Source organism: Amycolatopsis sp. WAC 01375 (genome assembly GCF_003947325.1).
Taxonomy (GTDB): Bacteria; Actinomycetota; Actinomycetes; order Mycobacteriales; family Pseudonocardiaceae; genus Amycolatopsis.
Genome location: NZ_QHHW01000014.1, coordinates 59,862 through 76,425, shown reverse-complemented (window position 1 = coordinate 76,425; position 16,564 = coordinate 59,862). Strand labels below are relative to the sequence as shown.

18 protein-coding genes are annotated in these 16,564 nt (G+C 67.1%); 10 read left to right on the top strand and 8 right to left on the bottom strand.

From position 1 onward, the window contains the following. Nucleotides 1-55 precede the first annotated feature (55 nt). A complete protein-coding gene (dnaA, locus tag DL991_RS05360; protein ID WP_125781550.1) occupies nucleotides 56-1,690 on the bottom strand; it encodes a chromosomal replication initiator protein DnaA in 1,635 nt (544 codons plus the stop codon). Nucleotides 1,691-2,293: 603 nt separating this feature from the next. On the opposite strand from dnaA, the gene rpmH reads away from it, so the two are divergent. From rpmH to DL991_RS05315, 9 genes are all read left to right on the top strand, one after another. Beyond that, nucleotides 2,294-2,437, top strand: coding sequence for a 50S ribosomal protein L34 (gene rpmH / locus DL991_RS05355; protein ID WP_005154511.1), 144 nt, complete (start codon nucleotides 2,294-2,296; stop codon nucleotides 2,435-2,437). A gap of 23 nt (nucleotides 2,438-2,460) precedes the next feature. After that, entirely contained in the window at nucleotides 2,461-2,871 is a 411-nt protein-coding gene (gene rnpA / locus DL991_RS05350) for a ribonuclease P protein component (RefSeq protein WP_125781548.1), read from the top strand. Between the two features lie 4 nt (nucleotides 2,872-2,875). Further along, on the top strand, nucleotides 2,876-3,181 hold the full coding sequence (gene yidD, locus DL991_RS05345; RefSeq protein WP_034321908.1) for a membrane protein insertion efficiency factor YidD: 306 nt from the start codon (nucleotides 2,876-2,878) through the stop codon (nucleotides 3,179-3,181). A gap of 4 nt (nucleotides 3,182-3,185) precedes the next feature. Continuing rightward, entirely contained in the window at nucleotides 3,186-4,289 is a 1,104-nt protein-coding gene (yidC, locus tag DL991_RS05340; RefSeq protein WP_125781546.1) for a membrane protein insertase YidC, read from the top strand. Between the two features lie 30 nt (nucleotides 4,290-4,319). Then, the gene (locus tag DL991_RS05335) at nucleotides 4,320-4,892 is read left to right on the top strand and encodes a R3H domain-containing nucleic acid-binding protein (protein ID WP_199753835.1); all 573 of its coding nucleotides are present in this window, start codon (nucleotides 4,320-4,322) and stop codon (nucleotides 4,890-4,892) included. A gap of 211 nt (nucleotides 4,893-5,103) precedes the next feature. Then, the gene (gene rsmG, locus DL991_RS05330) at nucleotides 5,104-5,784 is read left to right on the top strand and encodes a 16S rRNA (guanine(527)-N(7))-methyltransferase RsmG (protein WP_125781542.1); all 681 of its coding nucleotides are present in this window, start codon (nucleotides 5,104-5,106) and stop codon (nucleotides 5,782-5,784) included. 64 nt (nucleotides 5,785-5,848) lie between these two features. Further along, nucleotides 5,849-6,778, top strand: a complete 930-nt coding sequence (locus DL991_RS05325) for a ParA family protein (RefSeq protein WP_125781540.1) — start codon at nucleotides 5,849-5,851, stop codon at nucleotides 6,776-6,778. Beyond that, nucleotides 6,775-7,791, top strand: a complete 1,017-nt coding sequence (locus tag DL991_RS05320; RefSeq protein ID WP_125781538.1) for a ParB/RepB/Spo0J family partition protein — start codon at nucleotides 6,775-6,777, stop codon at nucleotides 7,789-7,791. The genes DL991_RS05325 and DL991_RS05320 overlap by 4 nt, the downstream gene beginning before the upstream one ends. Nucleotides 7,792-8,138: 347 nt before the next feature. After that, complete coding sequence (locus tag DL991_RS05315; RefSeq protein ID WP_233598679.1) at nucleotides 8,139-8,558, top strand: hypothetical protein; 420 nt, start codon at nucleotides 8,139-8,141, stop codon at nucleotides 8,556-8,558. 48 nt (nucleotides 8,559-8,606) lie between these two features. Here the strand turns inward: DL991_RS05315 and DL991_RS05310 are convergent, their stop codons facing one another. Then, on the bottom strand, nucleotides 8,607-9,557 hold the full coding sequence (locus DL991_RS05310) for a D-alanine--D-alanine ligase (protein WP_125781536.1): 951 nt from the start codon (nucleotides 9,555-9,557) through the stop codon (nucleotides 8,607-8,609). Between the two features lie 35 nt (nucleotides 9,558-9,592). Next, entirely contained in the window at nucleotides 9,593-10,912 is a 1,320-nt protein-coding gene (locus tag DL991_RS05305) for a PLP-dependent aminotransferase family protein (RefSeq protein ID WP_125781534.1), read from the bottom strand. Nucleotides 10,913-11,107: 195 nt separating this feature from the next. Between DL991_RS05305 and DL991_RS05300 the strand changes: the two genes are divergently transcribed. Beyond that, nucleotides 11,108-11,752 (top strand): N-acetyltransferase, encoded by a 645-nt coding sequence (locus tag DL991_RS05300; RefSeq protein WP_125781532.1) that lies wholly within the window; start codon nucleotides 11,108-11,110, stop codon nucleotides 11,750-11,752. A gap of 371 nt (nucleotides 11,753-12,123) precedes the next feature. Here the strand turns inward: DL991_RS05300 and DL991_RS05295 are convergent, their stop codons facing one another. From DL991_RS05295 to sigM, 5 genes are all read right to left on the bottom strand, one after another. Further along, nucleotides 12,124-13,272 (bottom strand): N-acetylmuramoyl-L-alanine amidase, encoded by a 1,149-nt coding sequence (locus DL991_RS05295; protein ID WP_125781530.1) that lies wholly within the window; start codon nucleotides 13,270-13,272, stop codon nucleotides 12,124-12,126. A gap of 251 nt (nucleotides 13,273-13,523) precedes the next feature. After that, nucleotides 13,524-13,847 (bottom strand): thioredoxin, encoded by a 324-nt coding sequence (trxA, locus tag DL991_RS05290; protein ID WP_007032253.1) that lies wholly within the window; start codon nucleotides 13,845-13,847, stop codon nucleotides 13,524-13,526. Between the two features lie 40 nt (nucleotides 13,848-13,887). Further along, a complete protein-coding gene (gene trxB, locus DL991_RS05285) occupies nucleotides 13,888-14,883 on the bottom strand; it encodes a thioredoxin-disulfide reductase (protein WP_125781527.1) in 996 nt (331 codons plus the stop codon). 215 nt (nucleotides 14,884-15,098) lie between these two features. Then, the gene (locus tag DL991_RS05280) at nucleotides 15,099-15,887 is read right to left on the bottom strand and encodes a hypothetical protein (RefSeq protein WP_125781525.1); all 789 of its coding nucleotides are present in this window, start codon (nucleotides 15,885-15,887) and stop codon (nucleotides 15,099-15,101) included. Further along, the gene (gene sigM, locus DL991_RS05275; RefSeq protein WP_125781523.1) at nucleotides 15,884-16,543 is read right to left on the bottom strand and encodes an RNA polymerase sigma factor SigM; all 660 of its coding nucleotides are present in this window, start codon (nucleotides 16,541-16,543) and stop codon (nucleotides 15,884-15,886) included. The genes DL991_RS05280 and sigM overlap by 4 nt, the downstream gene beginning before the upstream one ends. Nucleotides 16,544-16,564 lie beyond the last annotated feature (21 nt).

The window sequence follows — 16,564 nt, the reverse complement described above, 5'->3', positions numbered from 1 at the left end:
AGTTGGAAGCGGAACGACGCCCCTTCGGCACGTTTACGTCAGCGCTCGACAGAAATCACTGCCGCGCTCGTTGTTTGATCCTCGAAGTCAGTTCCTGGACCTGGTCGTAGATGCGCCGTCGTTCGGCCATTTCCTTGCGGATCTTCTTGTCCGCGTGCATGACGGTCGTGTGGTCGCGGCCGCCGAAGGTCTGTCCGATCTTCGGCAGGGACATGTCGGTGAGTTCGCGGCAGAGGTACATGGCGATCTGGCGTGCGGTCGCGAGTGCCTTCGTCTTGCCGGGGCCGCACAGGTCGTCGAGGGTCACGTCGAAGAACTCGGACGTGACGCCCATGATGGTGGGCGCGGTGATCTCGGGCGCGTGCGAATCCGGGATGAGGTCGCGGAGCACGATCTCGGCGAGCGCCACGTCGACGGGCTGCTGGTTCAGTGACGCGAAGGCGGTGACGCGGATGAGCGCGCCTTCGAGTTCCCGGATGTTCGCCTCGACGCGTGAAGCGATGAACTCCAGGACTTCGCCGGGGACGGCGAGCCGGTCCTGTGCCGCCTTCTTGCGGAGGATCGCGATCCGCGTTTCGAGTTCCGGCGGCTGGATGTCGGTGATGAGGCCCCACTCGAACCGCGTGCGCAGCCGGTCTTCCAGCGTTTCGAGGCGCTTCGGCGGGCGGTCGGAGGAGACGACGATCTGCTTGTTCGCGTTGTGGAGGGTGTTGAAGGTGTGGAAGAACTCTTCCTGCGTACCTTCTTTGCCTTCCAGGAACTGGATGTCGTCGACGAGAAGGATGTCTATGTCGCGGTAGCGGCGCTGGAAGGCGACCTTGCGGTCGTCGCGCAGCGAGTTGATGAAGTCGTTGGTGAACTCTTCGGTCGACACGTACCGCACGCGCATGCCGGGGAACAGCCGCTGCGCGTAGTGCCCGACGGCGTGCAGCAGGTGGGTCTTCCCGAGTCCGGATTCTCCCCAGATGAACAGCGGGTTGTACGCGCGGGCCGGTGCTTCGGCGACGGCGACCGCGGCCGCGTGCGCGAAGCGGTTCGACGCGCCGATGACGAACGTGTCGAACGTGTACTTCTCGTTGAGCTTCGTCTTCGACGTCTGCGGCTGCGCCGGCGCGGTGTAGGGCTGGCCCGCGATCGGCTGTCCGGAGAACGTCGGCCAGATCTCGGTCACGGCGGCGAGGGCCTCGCCCTCTTCGTCGACTTCTTCATCGCTGTCGTCGCCATCGTTGAGGCTGTTGTCCACGGGCTGCTGCCTCGGGGGCCTCGGTTTCGGAGGCTCGGGCCGTGGCCTGTTCGGGGACAGCATGCCGTCACCGTCGGGCAGCGGAGGAGTACCCGGCACCGGTCCGGAACCGTTTTCCACCCGGCCGGGTGACGTCGGTTCATAGCGGGGGCCGGGCGAGGGCGGCGGCGGAGGCATCGAGGGCTCGGTGCTGTCGACCTTCACCGCGAGGGAGACCGCGCGGCCGAGCCGGCGCGAAAGGGCTTCGGTGATTGCGCCGCGAAGGGCGCGTTCGATCGCTTCTTTGGCGAAGTCGCTGGGAGCGGCGAGGAGCGCGGTGCCGTCGAGCAGGCCGATCGGCCTGGTCACCCGCATCCAGGCGCGCTGCTGCGGGGAGAGGGTGCCGTCCGACAGTTCGCGTACGACCTGTTCCCAGATGACGCCAAGATTGTGCTGGTGATCGGACACCTGCCTGACTCCCCTCCCCTCATCGGTGCGCTGCGGCGAGATCGCTCAGCGGCCCGAAACGCCGGGTCGAGCGTCATCCTGGCCCGATCGGCTCATGTGCACAGCAAATATCCACATGGTTGTCCACAGCTGTGCACTAATGTACGGCGGCCCGCGGTGACGCCACCTGCGGGCTCGACGTATGCCGACGGGATGCCTCCACATCCCCAAGGACACCCGGGCGCCTGCACCGTTCCACCTCGGCGAAAACCCGGGAGGGGCACGCTAACAAGCCCCGCTCGTTGCCACAAGGCATCCTCGCGCGCAAGCATTTCACGGTGTACGGCGTGTTGCCATTCGATGCCCTCGCGTCGTCGGTGATCACTCTCCACGTACTGTCGCGGTCCGTGGTCGAGGGGGTGCCTGCCGGGCCCCGGCGGTGGGTGCGTACCCTCGTAAGGTCTCCCGTATACAGCGGGGGCGTTTCGCGTGCCCACGTTGTCGTCGCTCGACGTGACGAGGCCACACGTTGGTAGGAGACACCAGAGACTGCCGTGCGTCAGCACGACACGCCAGGAACGGGTCGAACCGTTCCCGGCGGCCGAGAAACAGGAGAAGTTAGTCGTGAGCAAGGGTAAGCGCACCTTCCAGCCGAACAACCGCCGACGCGCCCGGGTCCACGGATTCCGGCTGCGGATGCGGACCCGCGCCGGCCGGGCCATCCTGGCGGCTCGCCGTCGCAAGGGCCGCGGCGCGCTGTCCGCCTGATCCGGCCGCCGTCGAGGGACGTCGTGCTGCCGGCCGCCGCGAGGTTGCGGCGCAGTGAGGATTTCCGTGCCGTGATGCGGCGTGGGGCCAAGGCAGGCAGGCGCCGCCTCGTCGTCCATGCGTTGACCACGGACCCGCCCGATGCCGCCGAAGCGGCGCGGGCGGGTTTTGTGGTGAGCAAGGCCGTGGGGAATTCGGTGGTCCGCCATCGGGTCACCCGCCGATTGAGGCATCTTGTTTCCGCCAGGCTCGGAACACTGCCGCCGGGCAGCTCGTTGGTGATACGGGCACTACCTCCGGCCGCGGACGCGTCCAGCGCGGAACTCGGCTCGGACCTCGACGCGTCGTTGAGGCGCCTCGGGCTCTCCGGTCATTCCGCCGTCACCGGGAAGTCCGATCAGGCGCGACCCCCCGACAACGGATCAGCGGTGTAACGGCATGCGAGCCACCGAGAACGAGACCACCGAAGACGCCCGGCCAGGCCCGGTGGCATGGGTGCTGCTCCTGCCCATCAAGCTGTACCGCAAGGCGATCTCCCCCTTCTTTCCTCCGGCGTGCCGGTTCTACCCGAGCTGTAGCGCGTACGCCGTCGAGGCACTGACCCGGCACGGCGCCGGCCGCGGCAGCTATCTCGCGGTCCGGCGTCTGCTGCGCTGTGGCCCGTGGACCATGCCCGGCCGCGACCCGGTACCCGAGACGTTCTCGTGGCGCCACCGCCGACCTGAAACACCGATCGAGGAGTAGCTCAGTGCTCGACTTCATCTACTACCCCGTGTCCTTCATCTTGTGGTGTTGGCACAAGGTCTTCGGGCTCGTGTTCGGTGAGGCGAACGCGATTTCCTGGGTCCTCGCGATCATCTTCTTGACGGTCACCGTCCGCGGCATCATGTTCAAGCCGTTCGTGAACCAGGTCCGGTCGATGAAGAAGATGCAGGACTTCGCGCCGGAAATGAAGAAGATCCAGAAGAAGTACTCCAACGACCGGCAGCGCCAGGCGATGGAGATGCAGAAGCTCCAGAAGGAGCACGGCGTCAACCCGCTGGGCAGCTGCCTGCCGATGCTGCTTCAGATCCCGGTCTTCATCGGTCTGAACCACGTCCTGCGGATGTTCACCATCAACCCGTACGGCGGGCCGAAGACCGAGAACTACTTCTTCGACCAGGCCGGCGTCGAGTCCTACGTCCACGCGAAGCTGTTCGGCGTGAACCTCGGCGACGCCATCTACACCGGCGTCGACATGGTCAGCGGGGGCAACACGGCCGCCGGGTTCCACTGGGGCGTCGCGCCGGTCGCGATCCCGCTGATGATCATCGCGAGTATCGCGACGCACCTCACCGCGCGTCACTCGGTCCAGCGCCAGAACCCCGAGTCGGCCACCCCGCAGACCGCGATGATGAACAAGCTGACGATGTACGTCTTCCCGATCGGTGTCCTCGTCTTCGGTGCGCTGTTCCCGATCGGTCTGCTCATCTACTGGCTCGCCAACAACGGCTGGACCCTGATGCAGCAGCGCCTCGTCTACACGAAGATCGACAAGGAAGAAGAGGCCCGCAAGGAAGCCGAGAAGGAGAAGCGCGCGAACCTCGGCCCGAAGCCCGGCCAGAAGCCGACCGCGCCGCGCCCCGGCCAGAAGCCGGTCCAGCAGAAGAGGAACAAGCAGTCCTCCGGTGGTCAGGTGAAGAAGGCGGGCTCGCCCCACGGCTTCGCCCAGACCGATCCCTCCACCACGGAGAAGAAGGACGCCAAGAACGCATCAGCCGAGCCGTCCACCAACGGCTCGAAGGAGAACGGCGCGGACGCGACCGAGCTCATCTCTGACTCGACTAAGAAATCGGGCCGGAAGCGTCGCTGACGCCGATCCGGGCCGGAGAGGAGACCAATAATGGCGGAGACGATCGACACGATCGACGCCGAAGAGAACAGCGCGGCCGAGGTCGAGACTGGTGACGTCGAAGACACGGCTGCAGAGACCGCTCGCAAGGGAGGTGTCGACGACGACGTCCTCGTGAAGGAGGGCGACATCGCCGGCGACTACCTCGAGCGGCTGCTCGATCTTTTGGACTACGACGGCGACATCGACCTCGATGTCGAAGCGGGCCGCGCGATCGTCAGCATCGACGGCGGCGAGGATCTGGAGAAGCTCGTCGGGCCGCGCGGCACCGTGCTGGAGTCGCTGCAGGAGCTGACGCGGCTGGCGGTGCAGCAGGAGACCGGTTCGCGGAGCCGACTGATGCTGGACATCGCGGGCTGGCGCGCGGACCGTCGCGAGGAGCTCCGCGAGCTCGGTCGCTCGACCGCCGAGACCGTGGTCTCCTCCGGCGAGCGTGTCCGGTTGCAGCCGATGAGCCCGTTCGAGCGGAAGGTCGTGCACGACGCGGTCGCCGCGGTCGACGGGGTCAAGAGCGAGAGCGAAGGAGAGGACCCGAAGCGCCGGGTCGTCATCTTCCCCGCCTGACGGTTACTCGAACGAAGCGGCTCGCCGGTCATCCGGCGGGCCGCTTTCTTTGTGTCCGGGGTGAATTACAGCCGTGGCGTTTCACGTGAAACGGGCGAGACGGGTGGAGTTGTCCACAACTTCGGACTGTCTCCCCGTTTTGCGGTCGGCGTCATGGACAATCAGTGGAGCGCGTTTCACGTGAAACGGCGTCGAGGGTTGAGGAGCAAGAGTGGGCTTGGACGGGGTCGCCGCAGCGGTTCGGAGTGCGGCGTCGGAAGTATTCGGAGACCGCCTCGAGCAAGCTGTCGGCTACGTCGAACTCTTGGAGCGGCATGGCGTGGAGCGCGGACTGATCGGGCCTCGCGAGGTCGACCGGCTGTGGGAGCGCCACGTCCTCAACTCCGCCGTCATCGGCGAACGCATCCCCGACGGCGCCCGCGTGGTCGACGTCGGCTCGGGCGCGGGGCTTCCGGGTGTACCGCTCGCGATCAGCCGACCGGACCTCGATATCGTTCTGCTCGAACCGATGGCCCGCCGGGTCGACTGGCTGGCCGAGGTTGCCGAGAAGCTGGAACTCCCCATCACCGTTGTCCGCGGGCGCGCGGAGGAGCGGCAGGTACGTGAGGAGCTCGGTGGCGCCGATGTCGTCACCGCCCGGGCGGTCGCTCCGTTGGCCCGACTCGCGAACTGGTGCCTCCCGCTCGTGCGTTCCGAAGGTGCTCTGGTCGCCCTCAAAGGAGCGAGCGCTGGAGAAGAAATCGAACGCGATCGCGTCGCCGTCCGGAAGGCCGGCGGCGGCGAGCCGGAAGTCTTCGAGTGCGGTACCAAGGTGCTCGAGATTCCGAGCACGGTCGTCGTGATCCACCGCCTGCCTCCGAAGCAGTCCCGATCGCGCGGCAGGCGCAGCTAACCCGGTTCCACGTGAAACAACGTGGAACGACTCCCACGTCTAATACAGAGGAGGCTCGAGACCGGTGACTCCCCCGCCGTCCGACCCTGCGAGCGCCGGCCAGGAACTCGGCTGGACGCCCATCGCCGAAGAAGCCGTCCGCGCCGCCAGCGTGCTGCACCCCAAGGAAGGTGCGCTCCCCCGGCCGACTCGTCGGCGAGTGCTGACGGTCGCCAACCAGAAGGGCGGCGTCGGCAAGACGACCAGCACGGTGAACCTCGCCGCCGCCCTCGCCGTCCACGGGCTCAAGACGCTCGTGATCGACCTCGACCCCCAGGGCAACGCGAGCACCGCGCTCGACATCGACCACCGGTCCGGCACCCCCTCGATCTATGAGGTGCTGATCGGCGAGGTGTCGCTCGCCGAGGCGGCGGCGCAGAGCGAGCAGTCGTCGAATCTCTACTGCGTGCCCGCGACCATCGACCTCGCCGGTGCCGAGATCGAACTCGTCTCCATGGCGTCCCGCGAGATGCGGCTCAAGGAGGCGCTCTCGTCCGAGATCCTCGATGAGATCGGCGTCGACTACGTCTTCATCGACTGCCCGCCGTCGCTCGGTCTGCTGACCGTCAACGCGATGGTCGCCGCGCAGGAGGTGCTGATCCCGATCCAGTGCGAGTACTACGCGCTCGAAGGTCTGGGGCAGCTGCTGAGCAACATCGAGCTCGTCCAAGCACACCTGAACCGCGAACTCAGCGTCTCCACGATCTTGCTCACCATGTACGACGGCCGGACGAAGCTGGCCGATCAGGTGACGAACGAGGTCCGGAACCACTTCGGGGACACTGTTCTGAAGACGGTCATCCCCCGCAGCGTGAAGGTGTCCGAGGCGCCCGGCTACGGGCAGACCGTCCTCGCGTACGACCCGGGTTCCCGTGGTGCCATGAGCTACGTGGACGCGGCGAAGGAGATCGCACAACGGGGTGCGGAGATGAAGGAAAGGAGCGGTACGGCATGAGCGAGCGCAGAGGAGGGCTCGGGCGCGGGCTCGCCGCCCTGATCCCCACCGGTCCGCCACCGGGCTCTGCGGCCCCCGTCGAGAACGGCTCCGCCACGGTTCCCGTTCCCGCGGTCAAGCCCGCGGGGCCGGACGACAAGGGCTGGTTCGCGGCCAACGGTGAGGCCGGTTCGCACGGCGGCACCGTCGCCGGCGCGGTCTACCGCGAGGTCCCGGTCAGCCAGATCAAGCCGAACCCGAAGCAGCCGCGGCAGGTCTTCGACGAAGACGCGCTCAGCGAGCTGGAGCACTCGATCCGCGCGTTCGGGCTCATGCAGCCCATCGTGGTCCGGGAGCTCGGCACCGACGAGTACGAACTCGTCATGGGCGAGCGGCGGCTCCGTGCGTCTCAGCTGGCGGAGCTGGAGGCGATCCCGGCGATCGTCCGCCAGACCGCCGACGAGGCGATGCTGCGTGACGCGCTGCTTGAGAACATCCACCGCGTTCAGCTCAACCCGCTCGAAGAGGCGGCCGCGTATCAGCAGCTGCTCGACGAGTTCGCGGTCACGCACGAGGAGCTGGCAAGCCGGATCGGGCGCAGCCGCCCGGTCATCACGAACACGATCCGCTTGCTCAAACTCCCCCTCGCGGTCCAGCGACGGGTCGCCGCCGGGGTGCTTTCGGCGGGTCACGCGCGGGCGCTGCTCTCCCTCGAGGACGCGGAGAGTCAGGAAGAGCTGGCCGCGCGGATCATCGCGGAGGGCATGTCGGTCCGTGCGACCGAGGAAGCCGTCACGCTCAAAAAGAGCGAGAAGCCGGCCAAGCCGAAGCCCGCTCCTCGCAAGCCGATCCAGGCGCCCGGACTCCAGGAACTGGCGAACCGGCTTTCGGACCGGTTCGACACTCGCGTGAAGGTCGACTTGGGACGCCGCAAGGGGCGGATCACGCTCGAATTCGGCTCGGTTGACGATCTTGAACGCATCGTGGCGCTCATGGATCAAAATCAGGCAAATCAGACATCCGAAACCGATTAGGGATCACCCCGGGTCGTTTTGTCACGGTGACGATAGCTGTGTGCTGACGATTCGGTGACGCTGAGTGCTTGAACTGAGGGCAAGTATGAAGGCGCTCTTCGACGGTCGTCGGTCGCCGAGACCGAACTGTTCGCACGGCGAGGTCTGCCGTTCGACCCCGGCGGCGGCGCCGTGATCGCGGACGAGTTGCTGAGGTCGGTGACCGAGGTCGTCACCGCGAGCAACTCGCCCCGAGCCCTGTTGGACGCCGCTCTCCTTCGCGGCGGACTTTTGGCGATGTTTCCCGTGAAACTGGCCGCCGATGAGGCGGCCGCGCCAAAGCCCGATCCGGAGATTTACTTGACCGCGTGCCCGCCGGGACGCTGGCGTTCGAGGACTCGATGACCGGCTTGCCCTTCGTCCGCTTCCAGAGTCCGGTCCGCAATGAGCGGGGAACCTTCACCGGGGTCTTCGGTCTCGTCAACGGTCTCGCCCGGGCCGGGCGCCTCACGGTCGAGCAGGAAGCCTTTCGCCGGGCGAGCAACGATTGGTTCGACACGAACTTCACCAACCCGGCGCACGTCGACCCGAGCGTCTACGACGTGGACGTGAACCCCGGGGCCGCGGCGTGGTTCAAAGCGACCGCTCGTGTCTTCATCGAGCGGGTCGACGGCTACCTGTCGATCCTGGAGACGCACGAGGTGCCATGCGAGGCTGTCTGGTCGGCGAACCCTGGTCGGGTCGTCTGCGAAGATGAGCACCAGGTCGTCGCCGTAGCCTGGAAATGAAAAAGGGGACTCGCCCGCACCGGGCAAGTCCCCTTCGTCGAACCAGACTCAGCTCTTGCGCGCGATCGCTCGTCCGACGAGGCCGGCGAAGACCGATCCAAGGGTGGCACCGGCCGCCTCGATCGCGACCGGAACGATCGAAGTCTCGGTCAGGCCCGGTGACAGGTTCACCGCGAGGAAATAGACCGTGCCGTCTTCGGCGACCACGGCGTCGGTGCGTGAGATGTCGCGAAGCCCGAGTTGCCGGTGCACGGCGACGGCCAGTTCGCCGACCGCCTTGGCGGCGTCGTCGGGTATCCGTGCGGGAGTGAAGAAATCGGTCAGCCCTGCGGTATAGCGGGCGGTGTAGTCGTACACGCCGCTCTCCGGGACGATCTCGACCGCGGGCAGTGCCTCGGGACCCTCTTCGCCTTCGATGACCGTCACGGCGACCTCGACGCCGGATACGAACTTCTCGGCGAGGACGGTGTCGCCGTACGCGAAGCAGCCGACCATCGCCCCTGGCATTTCCGCGGCGTCCTTGACGACCTGGGCGCCCAGCGCCGAGCCGCCCTGGTCGGGCTTGAGGATCAGGGGCAAGCCCAAGGTTTCGACCATCGCGTCCAGTACGGCTTGCGCGCCGAGTTCGCGGAAGGTGCTGTGCGGCAACACGACCCAGTCCGGCGTGGTGAAGCCCGCGTCGGCGACGAGCGCCTTGGCCGTCGGCTTGTCCCACGCGCGGCGGCAGCCCTGCGAACTGGTACCGACATAAGGCACGTCGAGCATCTCCAGCACCGTCTGCACCGCGCCGTTCTCCCCTTCACCTCCGTGAAGGGCGACGATGGCCGCATCGGGGCGCTGGGTGCGAAGACGTTCGAGCAGGCCCGCGTCGGTGTCCCACTCTTCGACGATGAGACCTTCCGACCGCAGCGCGACCGAGAGCCGGCGCCCGGAGCGGAGAGAGACATCGCGTTCGTGGGAAAGTCCGCCTGCGAGTACGGCAACGGTGCGGTCGACCACCGAGGACTCCTTTGTGCTTGGGGACGTCCGGCCGATCAGACCGTGTCCGGAGAGGGGTTCTGCGGCCCCGAGATCGAACGGGGGCTCGCGTTACCGAAGGTACGCGCCAAGTCCATTTCGGACTCGAGCACCGCCGCGAGGCGCCGGACGCCTTCGCGGATCCGCTCGGGTGTCGGGTAGCAGTAGGAAAGACGAAGTTGTCTGCTGCCGAATCCGTCGGCGTAGAAACCGGTTCCGGAGGCGTACGCGACCCGGGCCGTGACGGCTCGCGGCAGCATCGCCTTCGTGTCCACGCCTTCCGGGACGGTCATCCAGACATAGAAACCGCCGTCGGGTTTGGTCCAGCTGCACCCGGCGGGCATGTGCTGATCGAGCGCGGACAGGATCGCGTCCCGGCGCTCCCGGTAGTTCTCGCGGAAGGTCTTGATCTGACCCATCCAGTCATGAGTCGAGAGGTATCGCGACACGATCAACTGGTTAAGCGTGGGCGGGCAAAGGGTCGCGGACTCGGCCGCGAGCACGAGTTTCTCCCGGACGGCGTGCGGTGCGAGCACCCAGCCGACCCGCAGACCGGAGGCGAAGGTCTTCGAGAACGAGCCCAGGTACACGACGTTGTCGGGGTCGATCGAGCGGAGCGCCGGATACGTCTGCCCGCTGAAGCCGAGCAGACCGTACGGGTTGTCTTCGACGATGAGGATATCGTTCTCACGGCAGATCTCCACGATTTCCGCACGTCGCTCGACGGCCAGCGTGACGCCGCCGGGGTTGTGGAAGTTGGGGATCGTGTAGAGGAACTTGACCCGGCGGCCCGCTTTCCGGGTCTCCGCGAGCGCGGCACGCAGCCCCTCGGGGACCAGGCCGTGGTCGTCCATGGCGACGTGGACGACGTTCGCCTGGTAGGCGGCGAAAGAGCCGAGCGCGCCGACGTATGAGGGGCCCTCGGCGATGATGACGTCACCCGGGTCGCAGAACAGCCGGGTGACCATGTCGAGCCCCATCTGGGAGCCGACCGTCACGACGACGTCGTCCGGATGGGCCTTGATGCCTTCGAGGGCCATGATCTCGCAGATCTGCTCGCGCAGCGACGGGACGCCGTGCGCGGACCCGTACTGGAGCGCGACCAGGCCCTCTTCGGCGATCAGTTCGCCGACCTGCTCGGACAACGTGTCCAGCGGGAGCGCGGCGAGGTTCGGCATCCCGCCGGCGAGCGACACCACCTCGGGGCGACTGGCGACCGCGAACAAGGCCCTGATCTCGGAGGCAGTCATCCCGGCCGTACGCGCGGCGTAGCGGTCGAGATGAGGGTCGAGGTTGTGTCGGCCGGGCTCCGGCCGGACAGGGCGATTCTCGGTCATCAGGCGCTTCACCCGTGCTTCGAAGTGGACATAGTCGCTACCGACTGGTAGTTCCATCGAGTGTAACCACCCTCCCTTGAGGGGCCCTGGCCTTCCGGTGTTCATCACATCGGCCTATCCTCGGTCAGGTCCCCTTCAGTGAGTCCTGCTCGGGACAGGGCTGCGTCGGGTGTCGTCGTTCAGGGAGGTTTGTCGGTGTCGCGTCGCGTCGTGGGCGTAACCCTGGACAACCTCGAGCATCTGCCCAAGAGCTGCCGCCGCTGCGTGTACTGGGAGCTGGCGCCGCATTTGAAGGCGCAGGCCGAGGAGTACGGCGCGACGGAGGTCGAAAAGGAAGCCTGGGTCTCCAGCGTGCTGCTGGAGTGGGGCTCCTGCGGCCGGATCGTCTACAGCGACACTCTGCCGGTCGGTTTCGTGCTGTACGCGCCGCCGAACGCCGTGCCGCGTTCACTGGCCTTCCCGACTTCACCGCCCGGTCCGGACGCGGTTCTGCTGACCGCCTTCCAGATCCTCCCCGAATTCCAAGGTGGCGGACTCGGCCGGATGCTGGTGCAGGCCGTCGCGAAGGATCTGACCAAACGCGGGGTCCGCGCGATCGAAGCCTTCGGTGACGCCAAGCCCGACGAGACCGATCCGGACGGCGGGCACAGCTGCGTGCTGCCCGCCGCGTTCCTGCAGAGTGTCGGCTTCAAGACCGTGCGGCCGCATCCGCGGTGGCCGCGGCTGCGACTGGAACTGCGGTCGGCGATCTCGTGGAAGGAAGACGTGGAGGCGGCCCTCGAACGGCTGCTCGGCCAGGTCTCCATCACGACGGCCGAGCCGAGCATGGGCCGCGCCTGACCTTCTTCGCCTTTTCGGAGGCTTGAGCCGGTTGAGATGAAAGCGTCCTTCATTGCGAAATTTGCAATGAAAGGCCCCTTCATCTCACGGCCGCCGAGCCGCCCTAGCAGAGTTTCCGGGTACGCGCAGCAGCCATCCCCTGCCTTGGGGATGGCTGTGGGTAACCCGCCGAGTTATCCACAGATCGCTGATAGGAGCGGTGGAAAATCTGTGGATGGGTAGGCTGGACCTGGGGACGCCCCCCGGGAAGGGCGGGGGCTGCGCGCCGGGTGGGGCTAGGGGTGGCGTGGTCCGGCGAGGGGTGACACAACCGGTTGTGCCGAGAGTGTCGGCAGAGGGATGTGCGCTCGCGTGCGGGTGTGGAGGAGTGGCTACTCCGCTTTGGCGAGTTCGTGGGCAAGGACGTCCGCGAAGGTGAACGTGCCTGTCGGCTGGTCCCCTTCGCCGAGGAGATACAGACGCTTCACGGCGACCAGGATGCCTTCGGCGACGACGTCGCGGAAAGCAGGGTCCGCCAGTTTGCGGCTGTCTTCCGGATTGGTCAGGTAGCCGATCTCGATCCGCACCGCCGGGCAGCGGGTGCGGGTGAAGATCTCCCAGGTCTTGTAGTGCGTGCGGCAGTCGAGCATGCCGGTGCGGGCGGCCAGCTCGCGCTGGATGAAGCCCGCCAGCAGCTCACCGACGGTCGACGTGGCGCCGTTGCCGGTACCGAAGTGGAAGCTCGCGACCCCTTGCGCCTTGGGCGAGGGGTTCTTGTCGTTGTGCAGCGAAAGGAACAGGTCGGCGCCCGCCTCGTTCGCGAACTTCGCCCGCTCACCCTCGGTCGGACTCTGGTTCGGGCCGCGCGAGATCAGCGCCTCCATACCCGTGGCCTGCATCCGGCCTTCGAGCCGCCGCGCGAGGTCCCAGGCGATGTCCGCTTCACGCAGACCGCTGGCGACGACACCGAGGTCGTCGCCGCCGTGGCCGGGATCGATCACGATGCGCTTGCCGCGCAGCCGCGGACCCGCCTGTCGCACCTGCTCCTGCTCGCGCAGGAAAACGGGACGGCCGCCGCGCGCACGCGGCGAGGAGAGCCGGTGCAGTTCGCGGATCGTGGCCGGGCCGCACATGCCGTCGGAAACCAGGCGCATGTCGCGCTGGAAGGTCTTGAGCGCGCGTTCGGTCTGGGGGCCGAAGTGCCCGTCCGGGCGGCCGGCGTCGAAACCGAGTTCGGTCAGCCGCTCCTGAAGCGCGAAGACGTCGTCGCCCTGCATGGGGGCGGAGAACATGTAGGTCAGCGGGCGGCTGCCCAGGTGGAAGCCTGCGCCGCGAAGCGCCTGGTAGGTCGCGGGACCCACCAGACCGTCGGTGATGAGCCCACGGCGCTGCTGGAACGCCCGCACGGCATGTTCCATCGCCGTGTCGAAGACCTCGTACTCCCCGGATTCGGTCACCGGCGGGAGCAGCTCCATCGCCGCCAGCGTGGACCTGATCTCGGCGACGTCCGGTCCGGCGTCACCGCGGCGGAGTACCCGCATGCACTCCTCGCTCTTCCCTTTGGGGCACCGATCGAGCTCGATGCACGACTCTGAAAACCCTGCGGGGCGAACCCCGGTGCTCTATTGTGCCCTGTGAACTCTCGGTGAGCGCGGAGGCCCGGTCGGTGCGTCAAGCGCCCGTTCGTGGAACTCGTCCAGGCGTTCCCGTAACGATGAGATTTACCCAGTCTGCCGAACGACGAAACCCGGAGCCTGGGCAGGCCCCGGGTTTCGGCAGGTGAAACGCGAGATCAGAGGACGTCGGCGAGGTCCGACAGCAGCGCGGCCTTCGGCTTGGCGCCGACGATCTGCTTCACCGGCTTGCCGCCCTGGAACAGGATCAGCGTCGGGATCGACATCACCTGGTAGTCACGCGCAGTGTTCGGGTTGGCGTCGATGTCGAGCTTCGCGATGGTCAGCTTCTCGCCGTTCTCCGCCGCGATCTCCTCGAGCACCGGGGCGACCATCTTGCACGGACCGCACCAGGTGGCCCAGAAGTCGACCAGCACGGGCTTCTCGCTCGTCAGCACGTCGTCGACGAACGTCTTGTCGGTCACCGTCACGGTGTTGGCCATGGTGTCTCCTTCTGGGTGATGAAACTCCGGTGTGGGAAAGTCAGTTGGTGGTGGCGCCGTAGCCGCCGCCGACCAGCTCAGGGGTTTCCTGGGCGGTCTCGACACCGGCGTGCTCCGCCAGCCATCGTTCCGCGTCGATCGCCGCCGCGCAGCCCGAACCCGCGGCGGTGATCGCCTGCCGGTACGTGCGGTCGACCAGGTCGCCCGCCGCGAAAACACCCGGAAGGTTCGTGTACGAGGTCCGGCCCTGGGTGAGCACGTAACCGTCCTCGTCGAGGTCGACCTGACCACGCACCAGTTCGCTGCGCGGATCGTGACCGATCGCGACGAAGAACCCGGTCACGTCCAGCTTCGACTCTTCGCCGGTCACCGTGTCTTTGAGCTTCAGGCCTTCGACCTTGCCCTCGCCCTCGACCCCGGTGATCTGCTTGTTGAGCGCCCACTTGATCTTCTCGTTCTCGCGGGCACGCTCCAGCATGATCTTCGAGGCGCGGAACTCCTCGCGACGGTGGACGATCGTGACGGACTTGGCGAACTTCGTCAGGAAGGTCGCCTCCTCCATCGCGGAGTCGCCGCCGCCGGCGACCACGATGTCGTGGTCGCGGAAGAAGAAGCCGTCGCAGGTAGCGCAGGCCGAAACACCGCGGCCGAGCAGCTCCTGCTCGCCGGGTACGTTCAGGTAGCGGGCCGCGGCGCCCATCGAGAGCACGACCGCGCGGGCCGCGTAGCGCTTGCCGTTCGCGAAGACGTACTTGACGTCACCGGTCAGCTCGACGGACTCGACGTCCTCCTGGCGCAGGTCGGCGCCGAAACGCTTGGCCTGCTCGCGCATCTCTTCCATGAGGTCGGGGCCCTGGATGCCTTCGCGGAAGCCGGGGAAGTTCTCGACCTCCGTCGTCGTCATCAGCGCACCGCCGAACTGAGTGCCCTCGAACACCAGCGGTTCGAGCTGCGCTCGTGCCGCGTAGACAGCGGCGGTGTAACCCGCAGGACCAGATCCAATGACGATCAGGTTCCTGATCTCCTCGGCAGCCACCCGTGACCTCCGCTCGTAGTGACCTGTTCACCAGGCTCAACACGATCGTAGGGGCCGGTGTTCCCGTGGTGACCGGCGCTACTTTCTCCCGCCTTGCGCCACGGCGGAGATCCGACCTCTAGCGCCGCTAGGAAAGCTAGCGCGATAGCAAAGGTCCCTCGCTCCCCCCGAAATGGGGCTGGTGGGGAGCGAGGGACCAGTGAGGTTTCGGCCGGCTACTTCTGTCCGATGATTTTGTCGAAGAGGATCGCCGGGTTGCCCGGGCCGCAGTCGGCACCGAAGGCGACGATGCGGAACTGGGCGAGTTTGCCTGTGGTGTAGATCACCATCACGCCGTCCTTGCCCGCGACGTTCACCGGCCGGATTCCCTCCGGCCGCACGTCGGCGTCCATTCCGGCCGCGGCGACACAGGCGTCGAGCCGCTCTTCGGTCTTCAGCGAGCCGAAGTCGCGGACGCCGATCGCCTTGCCGACCAGGGCTTCGGCTCCTCCGCCGTCTCCGCCGACCGAAGGGCCGTTGGGGGCGGGAGGAGGCTGCGCGACGCCGCCGCCCGGCGTCGACTGCTGCGTGGTGGGCACGACGATCGCGACGGCGGCGATGGCCGCCGCGGCCACGGTCGCTATCCCGGCGCCCCAGCCGATCCGCTTGTTCCGCCGCCGCCGTGCGGCCGCGAGGTCCACCACCGGGGCGACCTGGTCCTGCTGCCCTTCAGATGCGCCTTGAAACGCAGGCGACGCCCGCATCTCGGCGGCCAGCGCGGCGTCGATCCGTGCCGCGAACTCCGCGGGCATCGGAGCGACCGGCTCGTTCGCGAGTTCCGCGAGGTCGGCCGTGGTCGCTTCGAGTGCTTCGATGATCGCCAGTGCTTCGGGGTCGGCGTTCACCAGCGGCCACAGTTCGGCCGCCTCCCGCTCGTCCAGCACACCTGCGTGCAGGTCGGCGAGCACATCGACAGACCACGGCGGACCGACGGTCCCACCGATCCCCCTGCTCTCGTCTGTCATCGTCCCTCCCCGTCACCCGGCGTGCCCTGAGGACGCCTGGCACCCCGTTTCGGGGTAGCGCGCTCTCGTTTGCTTTCGTGAGTTGGGACGTTCGCAATCGCATCGGGGTTCCGTAGATGTCCGAGAACCTTCGCGAGCTTTCCGCGACCTCGGGCACATCGGCTCTTGACCGTGCCTTCCGCGATGCCGAGCATCTTCGCCGTCTCGGCTACGGAGTATCCCTCCACGTCGACCAACACGATCGGGGCACGTTGCTCTTCGGGGAGCAGGTCGAGGGCTTCCTTGACGACGAGGCTCGTCTCGCGTTCGGACATCGAGTCACGCGGGGAGGCGGGCTCGTTGAACTGCCCGGTCTCGGGCAGCGGAACGGTCGGTCTGGCCTTGCCCCGCCGGATGCGGTCGAGGCAGGCGTTGACGACGATGCGGTGCAACCACGTCGTCACCTGCGATTCCGCTCTGAAATTGCCCGCTGCTCGGAACGCGGAGATGAACGCGTCCTGCAGGGCGTCCGCGGCTTCTTCCGGATCCCGCAAGGTGCGCAGGGCTACCGCCCACATGCGGTCTCGATGTCGCTGGACCAGTTCACTGAACGCGCGCGGGTCGCCGGCGGCATGCGCCGCGATGAGATCCGCGTCCGTTGGAGCTGCAGCTGTCACCCGGGAGAGCCTACTGACCCG

Bases quoted from the DNA above. Each gene is read 5' to 3' on its own strand.
- yidD (WP_034321908.1), top strand. From the start codon at position 2,876: ATGCGAGCCACCGAGAACGAGACCACCGAAGACGCCCGGCCAGGCCCG.
- DL991_RS05335 (WP_199753835.1), top strand. From the start codon at position 4,320: ATGGCGGAGACGATCGACACGATCGACGCCGAAGAGAACAGCGCGGCC.
- DL991_RS05320 (WP_125781538.1), top strand. From the start codon at position 6,775: ATGAGCGAGCGCAGAGGAGGGCTCGGGCGCGGGCTCGCCGCCCTGATC.
- DL991_RS05305 (WP_125781534.1), bottom strand. From the start codon at position 10,912: ATGACCGAGAATCGCCCTGTCCGGCCGGAGCCCGGCCGACACAACCTC.
- DL991_RS05295 (WP_125781530.1), bottom strand. From the start codon at position 13,272: ATGCGGGTACTCCGCCGCGGTGACGCCGGACCGGACGTCGCCGAGATC.
- trxA (WP_007032253.1), bottom strand. From the start codon at position 13,847: ATGGCCAACACCGTGACGGTGACCGACAAGACGTTCGTCGACGACGTG.
- DL991_RS05280 (WP_125781525.1), bottom strand. From the start codon at position 15,887: ATGACAGACGAGAGCAGGGGGATCGGTGGGACCGTCGGTCCGCCGTGG.